Source organism: Mammaliicoccus sp. K-M42, assembly GCF_022386375.1.
Taxonomy (GTDB): Bacteria; Bacillota; Bacilli; order Staphylococcales; family Staphylococcaceae; genus Mammaliicoccus; species Mammaliicoccus fleurettii.
Window position 1 is genome coordinate 192245 of record NZ_JAJNIS010000001.1, and the last position, 16137, is coordinate 208381.

12 protein-coding genes and 1 other RNA gene are annotated in these 16137 nt (G+C 31.9%); all 13 read right to left on the reverse strand.

Annotated features, from left to right (window positions below):
* Positions 1-5 precede the first annotated feature (5 nt).
* The 13 genes from LQ668_RS01020 to queA all read right to left on the reverse strand — a co-directional run bounded on the left by LQ668_RS01020 (position 6) and on the right by queA (position 16125).
* On the reverse strand, positions 6-773 hold the full coding sequence (locus tag LQ668_RS01020) for a tRNA threonylcarbamoyladenosine dehydratase (RefSeq protein WP_078356465.1): 768 nt from the start codon (positions 771-773) through the stop codon (positions 6-8).
* Positions 774-828: 55 nt separating this feature from the next.
* Positions 829-1021, reverse strand: a non-coding RNA gene (gene ssrS / locus LQ668_RS01025) — 6S RNA.
* A 57-nt stretch (positions 1022-1078) separates the two neighbouring features.
* Entirely contained in the window at positions 1079-2851 is a 1773-nt protein-coding gene (gene aspS / locus LQ668_RS01030) for an aspartate--tRNA ligase (RefSeq protein ID WP_107509064.1), read from the reverse strand.
* Entirely contained in the window at positions 2851-4116 is a 1266-nt protein-coding gene (gene hisS / locus LQ668_RS01035) for a histidine--tRNA ligase (protein WP_078356463.1), read from the reverse strand. Before hisS ends, aspS begins: the two co-directional genes overlap by 1 nt.
* Before the next feature lie 320 nt (positions 4117-4436).
* The gene (locus tag LQ668_RS01040) at positions 4437-5309 is read right to left on the reverse strand and encodes an N-acetylmuramoyl-L-alanine amidase family protein (protein WP_078356462.1); all 873 of its coding nucleotides are present in this window, start codon (positions 5307-5309) and stop codon (positions 4437-4439) included.
* Positions 5306-5758 (reverse strand): D-aminoacyl-tRNA deacylase, encoded by a 453-nt coding sequence (gene dtd, locus LQ668_RS01045; RefSeq protein ID WP_078356461.1) that lies wholly within the window; start codon positions 5756-5758, stop codon positions 5306-5308. Before dtd ends, LQ668_RS01040 begins: the two co-directional genes overlap by 4 nt.
* 13 nt (positions 5759-5771) lie before the next feature.
* Positions 5772-7961 carry a RelA/SpoT family protein gene (locus LQ668_RS01050; protein ID WP_107509063.1) on the reverse strand — a complete coding sequence of 730 codons (2190 nt, stop codon included), beginning with the start codon at positions 7959-7961 and terminating at the stop codon, positions 5772-5774.
* A 257-nt stretch (positions 7962-8218) separates the two neighbouring features.
* Positions 8219-8737 carry an adenine phosphoribosyltransferase gene (locus LQ668_RS01055; protein ID WP_078356459.1) on the reverse strand — a complete coding sequence of 173 codons (519 nt, stop codon included), beginning with the start codon at positions 8735-8737 and terminating at the stop codon, positions 8219-8221.
* Positions 8737-11031 (reverse strand): single-stranded-DNA-specific exonuclease RecJ, encoded by a 2295-nt coding sequence (gene recJ, locus LQ668_RS01060; protein WP_107509062.1) that lies wholly within the window; start codon positions 11029-11031, stop codon positions 8737-8739. Before recJ ends, LQ668_RS01055 begins: the two co-directional genes overlap by 1 nt.
* A 177-nt stretch (positions 11032-11208) precedes the next feature.
* The gene (gene secDF / locus LQ668_RS01065) at positions 11209-13500 is read right to left on the reverse strand and encodes a protein translocase subunit SecDF (RefSeq protein ID WP_107509061.1); all 2292 of its coding nucleotides are present in this window, start codon (positions 13498-13500) and stop codon (positions 11209-11211) included.
* Positions 13501-13668: 168 nt separating this feature from the next.
* Positions 13669-13932 carry a preprotein translocase subunit YajC gene (yajC, locus tag LQ668_RS01070; RefSeq protein WP_016911527.1) on the reverse strand — a complete coding sequence of 88 codons (264 nt, stop codon included), beginning with the start codon at positions 13930-13932 and terminating at the stop codon, positions 13669-13671.
* 12 nt (positions 13933-13944) lie between these two features.
* Positions 13945-15084 (reverse strand): tRNA guanosine(34) transglycosylase Tgt, encoded by a 1140-nt coding sequence (gene tgt, locus LQ668_RS01075; RefSeq protein ID WP_078356456.1) that lies wholly within the window; start codon positions 15082-15084, stop codon positions 13945-13947.
* A 15-nt stretch (positions 15085-15099) separates the two neighbouring features.
* Positions 15100-16125, reverse strand: coding sequence for a tRNA preQ1(34) S-adenosylmethionine ribosyltransferase-isomerase QueA (gene queA, locus LQ668_RS01080; RefSeq protein WP_107509060.1), 1026 nt, complete (start codon positions 16123-16125; stop codon positions 15100-15102).
* Positions 16126-16137: the final 12 nt, after the last annotated feature.

A 16137-nucleotide genomic window follows, 5' to 3' on the forward strand; every position in this document is an offset into this window, starting at 1 on the left:
CTTTATTATTTATCTTTGACTCTTTTTACTGGTATATCTTTTAATATATTATTAACGACATAACTCGCACAAATTAAACCTACAACACTAGGCACAAACGCATTTGATGATGGAGGCATTTGAGCTTTTCTCACTTTTGCATTTTTATCTCCAACAACTTCTTTAACATCTTCACGAATCATAATTGGACTTTCATCACTAAAGACTACATTAATTCCTTTATGAATTCCCATCTTTCTTAATTTAAGACGTATAATTTTCGCCATTGGATCAGTATGTGTTTTAGAGATATCTGCGATTTCAAATTTAGTTGGATCTGTCTTATTAGCAGCACCCATACTTGAAATAACGTCTATACCTCTTTCTAAACATTCTTTCATTAAGTGAACTTTATACATAATAGTATCACTCGCATCTACAAAATAATCAATATCATACTCATTGAATAACGCTTCATATGTTTCTTCTGTATAAAACATGTGAAGTGACGTTACTTTACAGTCAGGATTGATTAATTTGATACGCTCTTCCATTAAATCAACTTTAGATTGGCCAATTGTAGTTGTTAAAGCGTGTAATTGTCTATTTACATTTGTTATGTCTACATCATCTTTGTCTATTAATATTATATGTCCGATATTTGTTCTAGCTAATGCTTCGGCTGCAAATGATCCTACGCCGCCAACACCAAGTACAACAACTGTTTTACTTTTCAGTAGGTCTAAACCTTCTTTTCCTACAGCTAATTCATTTCTTGAAAATTGATGTTTCATAGTTTAATTAACTCCTTTACACAAAAATACGCAAGACATAAAGTCTTGCGTACCGATAGAATCCAATTGTGCCGTAATATTAAGTGCTCGATCATTTTGGCCTGCTATATACAGGTGGGTGCCCTGTTTCTTATTTTGCATGTCCTCCTTACGAGGCGTATGCGCTATTAAGAAAACCAATTAAGCTCCCTTGATCAAAAGTGTTAGGTCAAAATATAAAAAGCTTATTACGAACACTTCAGATGACTACCTTATAAATTTATTTTATCATAACTCTTCTAAATAACAAGTATTTAAACTTTTAATTATTTTTCATCTAAATCAAGTTGCAAATGTAATTCATGTAACTGACTATCAGATACTTTACTTGGTGCATCTGTTAATAAACATGAAGCACTTGCAGTCTTAGGAAATGCAATTGTATCTCTTAAGTTTGTTCTGCCTGATAAAAGCATTACTAGTCTATCAAGACCCAATGCGATACCACCGTGTGGAGGCGCACCATATTTAAATGCTTCAATTAAGAATCCAAATTGTTCTTGAGCTTGTTCTTCAGTAAATCCAAGCGCTTTAAACATTTTTTCTTGAAGTTCAGATTTATGAATTCTAATAGAACCTCCACCTAATTCAAAACCATTAAGAACAATGTCATAAGCATTAGCTTCAACATTAGTTGGGTCTGTTTCCAACATTTCTTCATGCTCTTTTTTAGGAGCTGTAAACGGATGATGAGCAGCTACATAACGATTTGAATCTTCGTCATATTCAAATAATGGCCAATCTGTTACCCATAAGAAATTATATTTGTTAGGATCGATTAATCCACGTTCTTTACCAAGTTTGTTTCTTAATTGTGCTAAACTTGCTGCAACAACATCTTTCTTATCTGCTACAAATAATACTAAATCTCCAGCATTTGCTTGTGTATTACTTAATAATTCAGCAGCATGTTCTTCGCTAAAGAATTTACTAATAGGTCCATTTAATCCTTCGTCTGTTACTTTCAGCCATGCTAATCCTTTTGCTCCGTAAATATTTGCGAAAGCTTGTAATTGATCAATATCTTTTCTTGAATAATCATTTGCTGCACCTTCTACAACAATTGCTTTAACTTCTCCACCATTTTCAACAGTAGATTTAAATACTTTAAAGTCCATTTTGGCTGCAAGTTCAGATAAATTTATTAATTCCATACCAAATCTTGTGTCTGGTTTATCAATTCCGTATCTATCCATCGCTTCAGCATAAGTCATACGTGGGAATGGAGTAGTAATATCAATACCTTTGACATCTTTCATAATACGTTTCATTAAACCTTCATTCATTTTGATAACATCTTCTTGATCTACGAAACTCATTTCAATATCAATTTGAGTAAATTCAGGTTGTCTATCTGCTCTTAAATCTTCATCTCTAAAACATTTAACAATTTGATAGTATTTATCAAATCCACCAATCATTAATAACTGTTTAAATATTTGAGGTGATTGAGGTAAAGCATAAAATTCACCATCGTGAACTCTTGAAGGTACAAGATAGTCTCTAGCCCCTTCAGGTGTTGATTTTGTTAATACAGGTGTTTCAACTTCATAAAATTCACCTTCATCTAAATAATTTCTGACTGAACGTGTAATTTGATGTCTCATTTTGAACGTTTGAGCTAAACTTTCTCTTCTTAAATCTATATAACGATATTTCAAACGTACGTTTTCATCAATATCATTCATATCTGTAATAGAAAATGGTGGTGTTTCTGACTCATTTAAAATAATGATATCAGATACTTGTACTTCTACTTTACCCGTTTTGATTTTGTCATTAACTGACTTTTCATCTCTTTTAGTTACTAGTCCTTTTACTTGAATAACGTATTCAGAACGAACCTTTTCAGCAACATTCAACGCTTCTTGAGAGAAATCAGGATTAAAGACAATTTGTACGACACCTTCACGGTCACGTAAATCAATAAAAATTAATCCACCTAAGTCACGTCTTTTTTGAACCCATCCATTTAAAGTAACTGTTTGTCCAATATATTCTTCCGTAATTTTTCCAGAGTATGTTGTTCTCTTATCCATTATGATTCCACCTTTAAATAATTCTCTAATTCTGATAATGACACAAGTGTCTTCTCACCTGTCTCCATATTTTTCACTTCAATTTCTTCTTTTTCTAATTCATTGTCACCAATAACTATTGTATTTCTAGCATTCAATCTATCTGCTTGTTTCATTTGGCCTTTTAACTTTCTGCCAAGATAATCTTTATCACAACTTATACCAGCAATTCTTAGTTTGTTGATTAGTTGAACTGAGAATTGATCAGCTTTTTCACCCATAGTCGCAATGAATAAATCAATCGTATCTTCTTGTTCTATTTCAATTCCTTCTGCTTCAAGTGCAAGCAATAATCTTTCAATACTCAATGCAAATCCTATACCTGTCTCTTTTGGACCGTCTAGTAGTTCTAATAAGCCATTATATCTGCCACCACCACATAACGTAGTAATTGCCCCAAATCCTTCAGCATTACTCATTACTTCAAAAGCAGTGTGTGTATAATAATCTAATCCTCTAACAAGATTCGTGTCAATTTCATAGTCAATACCTATTTCATCTAATAAGTATTTAACATCATCAAAGTATTGTTTAGAATAATCATTTAAGTATTCTGTAATTTTCGGTGCATTTTTAACCGCTTCTTTATCTCTATCAACCTTACAATCAAGGATACGCATTGGATTAGTGTATAATCTACTTTGACAATCACTACAGAAAGTATCAATCACTGGCTCAAAGTGAGCTTGTAATGCTTTCGTATAATCTGCTCTCGATTCAGCATCACCAATACTATTTATAACGAGTTTCAAATCTTTTAATCCAAATGATTTATAAATGTGAACAAGCATAGATATGATTTCAACATCTATTGACGGATTTTCTGAACCAATTGCTTCTACACCAAATTGAACAAATTGGCGATAACGTCCTTTTTGTTTTCTTTCGTATCGGAACATTGGACCATTATAATATAATTTTACTGGTTGATTAGGTTCGCCTTGCATTTTATTTTCAATGTAACTTCTAACGACACCTGCAGTGCCTTCAGGTCTTAATGTAATACTTCTATCACCTTTATCTTTAAAAGTGTACATTTCTTTTTGTACTACATCAGTTGAATCACCTACACCTCTACTAAATAACTCAGTACTCTCAAAGATAGGCGTTCTAATTTCTTTATAATTATATAATCTCATTAATTCGTGCAATTTATTTTCAATGTATTGCCATTTATAAGTATCTTTTGGTAATAAATCTTGTGTTCCACGTGGTATATTTATCATAAAAATTCCTCCTTTAAAATATAAAAAGTCCCTTGTATGTATTTACATACAAGGGACGAATTCTCCGTGTTGCCACCCTAATTAGTATTCAATTAGTTTGAATACTCACTTAACAACATGTTAACGGGTGTTAACCGATCTTACTTTCATAAGATTCCCTCTTCTTGTGTTCAAAAGTACACTCGGTATCCTTATAACTCTCAGCAACTGTTATAATCTCTGTCCTCTACCTGAATTGTATACTATTCAAGAATATACGGTATATAAGATATTTAATAATTTATATTAATATTAAACCCATAAGTAGAATCAGTCAATATCTAATTTGAAAAGTAAACTTTCAATCCATCTACTATTCCAGATTCAACTATATGTCGATATTTTCGATCTACTATTAAATCTTCATCAGTTGGATTACTAATATATCCTAATTCTAATAATACACCAGGCATTTTAGTTTGACGAATAACTTGGAAGTTTTCGTTTCTAACGCCTCTATCTGAAAGAATTGATTTTTGATTAATGGATGTGTGTAACGTTTTTGCAAAATCTTGTTGACTATCATGATGATAATAAACAGTTAAGCCATGAGGTCCAGATGAATCAAGAGCATCATTGTGAATGCTTATAAATACATCCCCATCTTCTTGTCTGTCTTTTAATTTAATGTACTCATCTTTATCTCTTGTCATTTTAACTTTTGCGCCTTCATCTTCTAGCATCTTTTTAAGTTCTTTAGCTGTTTTTAAAGTAATTTCTTTTTCAGTTACATTTTTATTTTTAGAACTCGACGCACCTTGATCACTACCGCCATGACCAGGATCTAACACAATAACTTTATCTTTTAACGGTTTTAAAACTGGATTTACATCTTCTTTTATATCTAAATTAGTATGCCATCCAGCTATCCAGCCTTTTTCATTATTATCATTTTTAACTTCAAACCATTTATCTTGTCTATCCGTAATTTCAAAATCATCACCTTTTTTGACATCAAAAATGATTGGATAATATGCTGCTGGTCCAGTCCTTAGCTCATTATCTTCTTTCATGGTTAATGTCTTAGGTTCACCTTCATTAGGTATTATTAAATTTATAATAATAATCAATAATACTAATAGTAAAACAGCTGCACTTATAACTGGTACTGGCTTTATCTTTCTTTTTTTAAACCATAAATTAATTCGGTTCATTGAATGTTACCATCCTTACTCTCAAAAATAATTGTAATAGGTCCATCATTCGTTAAAGCCACTTCCATATGTGCGCCAAATTCACCTGTTTTTACTTTAATATTATATGCTTCTAATTGCTCATTAAAATATTCGTATATTTTTAAAGCTTCGTCTGGACTTTTCGCATTCGAAAATCCTGGTCGATTCCCTTTCTTAACGGAAGCATAAATCGTAAATTGTGATATAGATAATATTTCACCTTCGACTTGATGAATATCTAAATTCATTTTTCCATCACTATCTTCAAATATTCTAGTTTTTGCAATTTTCTTAGCTAGAACTTCTGCATCTTTATAAGTTGATTCTTCTCCTACACCAACTAATAATAAAAAACCTTTATTTATTGCATTTTGAGTATTATCAGATGTTACTTTTGCTTGGCTGACTTTTTGCAAAACAACTTTCAAAAACATTCACCTCTTAATTCCATACACGACTAACTGTATAAATATCACCTAATTGTTTAATGCGATCAACGATTCTATAGACATCATTGACATTTTTAACCATAACACTAATGTTTATAACAGCATTTTTATCTATATCAGCTTTTCCAGAAACTTTTACTAATTGTACTTTAATTGCATTAACAACTTGTAATACTTCATTGAGTAAACCATTTCTGTCATATCCGGTAATTTCTAAATCTACTTGGTAATTCTTTTGTTCATTGATGTTCTTAACCCATTCGACATTTATTAAGCGTTCTGTTTCGTTTACAATGTTAGGACAATCTTTGCGATGTACTTTAACACCATGACCTTTTGTAATATATCCTATAATTTCATCACCAGGTATTGGATTACAACATTTTGAAAGTTTGATTAGCATATTATCTAAACCTTCAACATAAACACCGGTTTCAGTTCGAATATCTTCTTTAATCGGGATTGATTTACTCACTTCTTGAACTTGGTTAAGTGATTGTTTTTTACGTTCTTGTCTAATTTTCTCTGAAAGTCTATTCACAGCTTGTAATGAAGTAATACCTCCAAAACCTACTGTTGCATATAAGTCAGATTCATTTGAGAAATTGTATTTGTCATTTACGATTTTGATATTTTCTGAAGTAAGTACTTCATCAACATTAAATCCTTGTTCTTTAATTTCTGCTTCTATCATAAATTTACCTTTTTCAATATTGGCAGAGCGATCTTGCTTTTTAAAGAAACTACGAATTTTACTTTTTGCACTTGAAGAACGGACAATCTTTAACCAATCTCGACTTGGTCCATAAGAATGTTTGCTTGTCCTAATCTCTACAATATCCCCAGTTGATAATTTATAATCGATCGGTACTATTTTTCCGTTCACTTTTGCACCGATCATTTTATTGCCTATCTCACTATGTACAGAATATGCAAAATCAATTGGCACTGCACCATATGGTAATTCAACAACATCACTTTCTGGTGTGAATACATAAACTTTATCACTCTGTAAATCATACTTTAATGACTCCATAAATTCTTCTGCATCTGGAGACGTGTTGTCTGTTTCAGCTATTTCTTGTAACCAGCTCATTTTTTGTAAATATTCTTCTGATTTATTGCTTAAATTTTTTCCTTCTTTATAAGCCCAATGCGCTGCAACACCATGCTCAGCTATTTCATGCATTTCATATGTTCTAATTTGAATTTCTAGAGGGTCACCATTCGGACCAACAACTGTTGTATGGAGTGACTGATACATATTTTGTTTGGGCATAGCAATATAATCTTTAAATCTACCAGGCATAGGTTTCCATAATGTGTGTACAAGTCCTAGCACTGCATAACAATCTTTAATAGATGGCACAATTACTCTAATAGCCAATAAATCAAAAATTTGTTCGAATTGTTTTTTTTGCTTAACCATTTTTCTATAAATGCTGTAAATATGTTTCGGTCTACCACTAATATCGCCAGAAATATTCATAACTTCCATTTCTGAACTAATATCTCTAATAGCATTTGAAATATATGTTTCACGTTCACTTCTTTTCTTTTTCATGAGATTAACAATTCTGAAATATTGAACACTGTCAATATATCTTAATGAGATATCTTCTAATTCCCATTTAATTGTATTAATCCCTAACCTATGTGCAAGTGGTGCATAGATTTCTAACGTTTCTTTAGCAATTCTTTTTTGCTTTTCTTTAGGCATTGCCTTTAAAGTTCTAACATTATGTAGTCTATCAGCTAATTTAACTAAAATTACACGGACATCTTTAGCGATAGCTATAAATAATTTACGATGATTTTCAGCTTGTTGAGTTTCTTTCGATTTATATTTAACTTTTTTTAATTTAGTAACACCATCAACGATTATTGCAACTTCTTCGTTAAACATTTCTACTAAGTCATCATACGTATAAGGTGTATCCTCAATAACATCATGAAGGAATCCAGCAACAATTGTCGGACCATCCAATTTCATCTCTGTTAAAATACCAGCAACTTGTATAGGGTGCATAATGTAAGGCAAATTATTCTTTCTAATTTGTCCTTGATGCGCTTTAAAAGCCAAATCATAACTTTTTTCAACTAGACGATATGCATCTGCAGATAAATAGCTTTTAGCTTTATATAATACATCATCAGCACTATAAGGATATTCTTTATTCATAGGGACACCACCTCATCATATTAAATCTCTTTAATATTACTATTATAGCAATTTTTAATAGTAATACGCCACCGTTAATTGTGACTATTTTATTTTATTTTCGTAGCTATCCTTATCAGCAAGTTTGCTAGAATCTGCTTTTAACGCAACGCTTATCAGCACTATACAATAATTATAAATAAAAAACTGCCAACAAAGTTTGAGTTTGTCGACAGTCAGAAACAAAATATTCACATAGTGACTATTTTGTTATTATTTTATTCATCATAAGAAATTAGGGAAACAACATCATAACCTTTAAGTTTATCAATACCATTTAAATATTTTAATTCAATTAAGAAAGCTATTCCTACTACTATACCACCTAATGATTCTACTAGATGTATAGCAGCCTCAATTGTGCCTCCTGTTGCTAATAAATCATCTGTAATTAATACGCGTTGTCCTGGTTTAATAGCATCTTTGTGCATAGTTAATACATTAGATCCATATTCTAAATCATATTCGTAACGAATCACTTCACGAGGTAATTTACCTTCTTTACGTACTGGAGCAAAACCAATACCCATAGCATATGATACTGGACAGCCAATGATAAATCCTCTAGCTTCTGGTCCAACTACTAAATCCACTTCTTTATCATGTGCATATTGAACGATTTGGTCTGTAGCATATTTGTAAGCTTCACCATTATCCATTATTGTAGTGATGTCTTTAAAATTGACGCCTTCTTTCGGCCAATTCTGTACTTCTGAAACATATTGCTTTAAATCCATTATATTTCCTCCTCAGTGTTGCTTAACAACGATTGAACCCAGTTAATTAGAGACTGACTGTCATTGTACAACAATGTCTTTTCTATTTCTATTTGTTGTTTCCTTGCTTGATATAACGGTGCGTTTTGTATTTCATTTTTTTCCGCATCTTTATTTATTTCAATTATACCATTTTTTATTGTAATAAAGTTCAGCTCATAAAAGCAATTTAAAATGAATTTTAATTGATTAGGTTTAATTTTTAATGTTTCACATATCTTCATACCATCAGTTTGAATGTTAGTTTCTTTTTTGCTATATAACGCTTTGTATACCGCTTTAAACTTCTGTTCATTAGGTATGCCCTCAAAATAAGAATTTGATTGTCCTTTAAATACTAAATAATATTTTTCAGCCTTTATTCCATTCAATGTACGCTTAAACGCTTCAATATCATCTGGTAAATCTCTTAAAACACACGTTTCGATTTCATTATCAAAAGTTTCACCATAATGAATATACTGATCATTCACTTTTTCTTCTGATTGATTAATAATAAATAAAGCATTCTCTTGATTGATTTTTAATAAATCATGTTTATTTTTGCTTCTATAATCAAAAACAGTATGGTCATTACTTAATTCTAAATCTTTAAGTATTATTTGAGGTGACTGATGACTGTTCCATTCATTAACATTTAAGCTTCCAGCAACATTAATCAATGTATCATTTGATATATCATGGACCAATTGTCCAAAATTCCAATGTAAAGCTGCTATATTTTTATCAGTTAAAGTTAGTTTAAGATGTTTCTCACCTTGTCCGATTCCTTTTGCAGATTTAACTTGCACATTCTTTATAGAAAACAATGGTGCAGCTATATCTGTTCCAAACGGTCGTAATCTTTCTAAATCAAAAATATTATCTACAGTTATATCTGATGTTTCTATCTCAGCATCAACAATTAATTGTGGCAATAACGGTTTACCATCAGCTAGCTTAGCCATTTCTTCATTCAAAGCTTTTTTTAAAGGTTCTACCGCATCAATTTCTAAAGTCATCCCTGCTGCCATATGATGGCCACCGAATTTTTGAATAAGTTCTCCATGTTTTTGAAGAAATTCAAACATTGAAACTTGTTCGATACTTCTTGCAGAACCTTTAGCATGATTCTTATCTATATCCACATTGAGTACGATTGTTGGTAAATGATATTTTTCAACTATTCTTGAAGCGACAATACCTAGTACGCCTTCATTCCAATTTTCTTTTGCAAGAATTAGAAATTGTTCATTTTGTTGTTTTTCTATTTCAGCTAACTCCATCGCTTCTTCAGTAATCGTTTCAACTATAGATTTTCTTTCTGTATTAAATTGATCCACTTCTTCAGCAAGGAAAGTTGCTTCATCATAATCTTCACTCATAAGCAATTCACCAGCTAACCTAGCATCATCAAGTCGGCCAACAGCGTTTAATCTCGGTCCAATAATAAAGCCTACAGTTTGTTCAGTTACTTCGTCATGATAATCAGCAACTTCTAATAAAGCTTTAATTCCAGAAGATGGATTCTCATTTAATACTCTTAATCCTTGTTTTACCATATACCTGTTCTCGTCTGTTAAGCTCACTAAATCGGCAATCGTACCGATTGCGACTAATCCAAGAAATGATTCTGGCAAATCATTTTTAAGCGCTTTTGATAGTTTATATGAAACACCGACACCAGCTAAATACTCAAATGGATAATTAAAATCTGGATGCATCGGATGCACGATTGCATATGCATTAGGCTTTGTTTCGCCAAACTCATGATGATCTGTAACAATAACATCTATGCCTAATTCATTTGCTATATCAATTTCATGATGTCCTTGAACACCATTATCTACAGTAATAATTAAAGTCACGCCTTCATCATGTGCATTTCTAAAAGCTGCTTCACTTGGCCCATATCCTTCTGTAAATCTATTTGGAATATACCATCCAACTGTTGCACCAAGTGATTCTAAAGTCTTCACAAGAATAGTAGTTGAGGTTACACCATCAGCATCATAGTCACCATAGACTAATATTCTTTCGTCATTTTCTATTGCTTTATGTATTCTTGTAGTTGCTTTTTCCATATCACTTAACAGCATAGGATCATGGAATAAAACTTCTTTAGATAATAACTTTTCAATTTCATCTTCAGTTGTATAACCTTTAGAAATTAATGTTTTTTCTAACAGTGGGGAAATATTAAATTTTTTTATTATTTGTTGATCAATACCTTGATTACTATCAGATACAAGCCATTGATAACGCGCTTTAGTCATAACAAATCTCCTCATTTCTACTCAAAACATTATACATGAAATATCTTACTTTCTCTACTAAACAATTTAAGCATAACAAAAGCAAGCATCTACAACCAATGATTACGATTCATAAAATATATTCAATTTTTAGCATAAAAAAGCCTGCCCTCTTTTGAGGACAGGTTTCAACAATGATTAAACTAATATTTTTTCGTCGTTTGATTTTTTCTCTTCATAAACAACTAATTTACCATTCTCTGATTTCTTAAGTTGTCGTTTTTTCAATATACCCCATAATGGGACTGCAACGAATACAGATGAGAATACACCTGAAACTAAACCAATTAATAAGGCTAGTGAGAAGTTGAAGATACTTGAAGAACCAAGTATTAATAATGCTACAACAACTATTACTACTGTTAATACTGTATTAATCGATCTCGTCATTGTTTGTCTAATTGAAGAGTTAACAATCATATCAATTGTTTCTGGTTTTGTAATGACTTTAACTTTACGTAAGTTTTCTCTTACACGGTCAAACGTAACGATCGTATCGTTAATCGAATAACCAATAATTGTTAGTACTGCAGCGATGAATGTTATATCAACTTCAAGTCTGAATAAGCTGAATACTGCAACAATCATGAACACATCATGTAGTAAGGCTAATACGGCTGTTGTACCCATTCTCCATTCAAACCTGAATGTTACGTATAAAACAATACCTATAGCCGCGTAAAGCATAGCTTTTAGTGCGTTCATTGCCAACTCTTGGCCGACAACTGGTGATACAGTACTAACGTTCGGATCATGTCCTAATTTATCTCCAAAGTCTGATTTAACCTTTTTGATTTCAGACTTATCTAAAGCATCTTTAAATTGGACTGTTGCCATCTTATTACCTGATCCACTCGTTGTAACTTGTGAAGGTTCTAATCCCATATCTTTAAATTGTTTAGACACTTGTTCAGTTTTGATTGCTTGATCTGATTGTAAATCAACTCGAGTACCACTTGTAAAGTCGATACCTAAATTCAATCTAAATATAGATACAATAATCGCACCAACAATGATCGTGATAATACTAAACGTTAATAATGGTTTAGCTAACTTAACAAAGTTAACTTTATCATATGGTGTTTTTAAGTCGTGAATATCCAATCTTTCACTTATATCATGTCTATCTTTCTTAGAAACACCAAACCAATTATATTTTTTCTTAAAGTAGTTTGAGTTAACAAGTAATGACAATAAGATTCTAGTAAAGAATACAGAAGTAACGAAACTCATTAAAATCGCTAATAATAACATAGTTGCGAAACCTTTTACGGAACTTTCACCAAATACAAATAATACTAATGCCGCTAAAATTGTTGTTAAGTTAGCATCAAGTATTGTAATGAATGAAGAACCAGAACCTTTTTTAAAGGCTTGTTGTAATGTCCTTCCTATACGCAACTCATCTTTAATCCGCTCATACATAATAATATTAGCATCGACTGCCATACCTACACCTAAAACTAAAGCTGCAAGTCCAGGGAGTGTTAACACACCTGAAATAAAGTTGAAAGCTAGTAATGTTAAGTACACATAAGCACTTAGCGTTATTACAGCAACAATACCTGGTAATCGATAATAAATGAGCATAAATAAGAATATAATGCCTACACCAATTGAAGAAGCAAGCACTGTTTCATTTAATGCATCTTTACCAAATTGAGCACCAACAGATGTAGAATAAACTTCATCTAGTTTAACAGGTAATGAACCTGAATTTAATAAATCAGCAATTTGTTTAGCTTCTTTAACACCTTTTTCTCCATCGAAGCCACCAGAAATTTCTACATTTTCTGAATTAATTGGCTTACTAACAGATGCTGCTGAAATATACTTAGGCTCTTTACCTTCTTGCTCTTTTTTAGCCTCTTTAGCGTAACTATCTCCTTTTTCATAATCCATCCAAATAACCATTAGATTAGGATTCATTTTAGAGACTTTTTCAGTTACTTCTTTAAATTTCTTAGCATCTTTCAATTTCAATGTAACTGCAACTTCGTTTGTATTATCTTTAAATCCTTGTTTAGCGCCACCTTGAACTAAATCTTTACCAGATAATAAAACTCTGTCTTTAGCATCTCTGATTGTTAAATTTGCTTGTGTAGAAAGTACTTCACGAGCTTCATCTTGGTCTTTAATACCAGCTAATTGAACGCGTATTCGGTTACCTTCTTCAACTTGAATCTTCGGTTCAGAGACACCTAATACGTTAACACGTGACTCTAATGTTTTTGCAGTTGATTTAACAGCTTCAGTATCTATCTTGTCATCCTTATCTAAAGGATTAACTTGATATAATACTTCAAATCCACCTTGTAAGTCTAAGCCTAAATTTACATTCTTTGTTATATCTTTTGTAGTTGATCCTATTAAACTAAAAACCAACACTGCAAGAAGTAAAAAGGCTACAATTCTACTCCGCTTTTTCACGATAACACCTCTTACGTAATTTGATTCACTATATATGTTATAGCATACATTAGCAGTGATTGAATAGCCATATCATTCATATATCAAAAAAAGACATGGATAACCATGTCTTTTAACATTAAATATGATAAATAATAATAAACCAATTTTCTTAAAAAGTAAACAATTTTATGAAGGGTCTACTTGTTTAATAGCTGGTTTTTCAAATGTGATTTCTTGACCTTTATCATTAACAGAAACAACAACGATTGATTCGTCAACTGCTCTAACTGTTCCTTTAATTCCACCGATTGAAGTTACTTTTTGACCTACTTCTAAACGGTTTAATAATTCACGATGCTCTTTTGCTCGTTTTTGTTGTGGTCTAATCATTAAGAACCAAACAAGTGCAAAAATTAAAATAATAGGTAATAGTTGTACTAATACTTCCATATTCAAGCTCCTTTAAAAGTTTTTGGGGTTATCTACATTTAGTCCATACTGTTCAAAAAATTCATCTTTAAAATCAAGTAATCGATCTTCTCTTATTGCTTGGCGTATATTCTCCATAAGTTTTAATAAGAAATACAAATTATGATATGTAGTAAGACGAATTCCAAATGTTTCATCTGCTTTAATCAGATGACGCAAATATGCTTTAGTATAGTTTCTACAAGTGTAGCAATCACACTCAGGATCTAGTGGTGATAAATCCTGCTGATATTTAGCGTTCTTAATCACGACTCTACCTTGAGAAGTCATGCATGTACCATTTCTTGCTATACGCGTTGGTAATACGCAGTCAAACATATCGATACCTCTTATAGAGCATTCAATCAATGCATCTGGAGAACCAACTCCCATTAAATATCTTGGTTTATTAAATGGCATTAATGGCGCAGTGTGTTCAACCATTCTGTACATTACAGGTTTCGGTTCACCTACTGATAAGCCACCAATTGCATAGCCAGGAAAATCAAGTGAAACTAAATCTTTAGCACTTTGCTCTCTAAGATCCTTGTATTCTCCACCTTGGATTATGCCGAATAAAGCTTGATCTTCTGGACGTTGATGAGCTTCAAGACATCTTTCAGCCCATCTAGAAGTTCTTTCAATAGAATTTTTTACATATTCATATTCAGAAGGCATAGGAGGACATTCATCAAATGCCATCATTATGTCTGAACCAAGATCATTTTGAATATGCATAGCTTTTTCAGGACTTAAAAACAATTTAGAACCATTTAAATGATGTCTAAAATGCACTCCTTCTTCTTCAATCTTTCTCATATCACTTAAACTAAATACTTGAAAGCCTCCAGAATCAGTAAGTATCGGTCCATCCCAATTCATAAACTTATGTAATCCACCCACTTTAGAAATGATATCACTTCCAGGTTGTAACCACAAATGATAGGTATTACTTAAAATGATTTTAGCTTCCATTTGTTTAAGTTCTTCAGGACTCATTGTTTTAACCGTTGCTTTTGTTCCGACAGGCATGAACATTGGTGTTTCAAATGAACCATGTGGCGTATGAACAATTCCTAATCTTGCACCAGACTGTTTACAAGTCTTTATGTGCTCATATGTTACTGCAGGCATGTTGTTACTCCTTTTCTATATTAATATCATTGCATCTCCAAAACTAAAAAATCTATATTTTTCATCTACTGCATGTTGATATGCATGAAGTATATTTTCTCTTGTTGAAAGTGCTGATACAAGCATTATTAAAGTAGATTTTGGTAAATGGAAATTTGTAATAAGTCCATCAATTGCTTTAAACTCATATCCAGGATAAATAAAGATATCTGTCCATCCACTTGCTTCTACAAATTCATCATTTTTAGATCGAATCGTTTCTAAAGTTCGTGTAGATGTTGTGCCAACCGAAATGATTTTATTACCTTCTGATTTAACTCTATTTAATAAATCAGCAGTCTCTGCTGTCATCTGGTAATATTCAGAATGCATTTCATGATCATCAATATTATCAACACTTACTGGTCTAAATGTACCTAAACCAACATGTAAAGTAATGAATGCAATATGAACACCTTTCGCAGCAATTTCTTGTAATAAATGTTCAGTAAAATGTAATCCTGCAGTTGGTGCTGCAGCAGAACCAACTTCTTTTGCATAAACAGTTTGGTATCTATCTTGATCTTCCAAGCGTTCTTTAATATATGGAGGTAGAGGCATTTCGCCTAGTTCATCTAATCTTTCTTGTAGAATTCCTTCATAGGAAAGTTTCATAATTCTTCCGCCTTGCTCTAATTCTTTAACGCAAGTCGCAATTATTTTCCCTTCACCGAAAGACACAGACTGACCTACTTTTATTCTTTTTGCAGGTTTAATTAATACTTCCCATTCATTATCTTCATGTTGAGTAAGCATTAGCATTTCAACCTTTGCACCTGTTTCTTCTTTTAAACCAAACAATCTAGCTGGCATCACTTTAGTGTCATTTAAAACTAAACAATCGCCTGGCGCAAGTTGGTTTACAACTTCTTTAAATGTTAAATCTTCTAATTCACCTGTTTTTTTATTACATTTAAGTAACCTACTGCTTTCTCGATCTAACAGTGGTGTTTGTGCAATTAACGATTCAGGTAAATCAAAATCGAAATCTTCAATATTCACAAACTTTGCCTC

Coding starts and splice junctions, on each gene's coding strand:
- hisS (WP_078356463.1), bottom strand. CDS start 4,116: ATGATAAATATACCACGTGGAACACAAGATTTATTACCAAAAGATACT.
- LQ668_RS01040 (WP_078356462.1), bottom strand. CDS start 5,309: ATGAACCGAATTAATTTATGGTTTAAAAAAAGAAAGATAAAGCCAGTA.
- tgt (WP_078356456.1), bottom strand. CDS start 15,084: ATGCCTGCAGTAACATATGAGCACATAAAGACTTGTAAACAGTCTGGT.
- LQ668_RS01050 (WP_107509063.1), bottom strand. CDS start 7,961: ATGAATAAAGAATATCCTTATAGTGCTGATGATGTATTATATAAAGCT.
- LQ668_RS01020 (WP_078356465.1), bottom strand. CDS start 773: ATGAAACATCAATTTTCAAGAAATGAATTAGCTGTAGGAAAAGAAGGT.
- LQ668_RS01055 (WP_078356459.1), bottom strand. CDS start 8,737: ATGGATTTAAAGCAATATGTTTCAGAAGTACAGAATTGGCCGAAAGAA.
- recJ (WP_107509062.1), bottom strand. CDS start 11,031: ATGACTAAAGCGCGTTATCAATGGCTTGTATCTGATAGTAATCAAGGT.
- aspS (WP_107509064.1), bottom strand. CDS start 2,851: ATGGATAAGAGAACAACATACTCTGGAAAAATTACGGAAGAATATATT.
- yajC (WP_016911527.1), bottom strand. CDS start 13,932: ATGGAAGTATTAGTACAACTATTACCTATTATTTTAATTTTTGCACTT.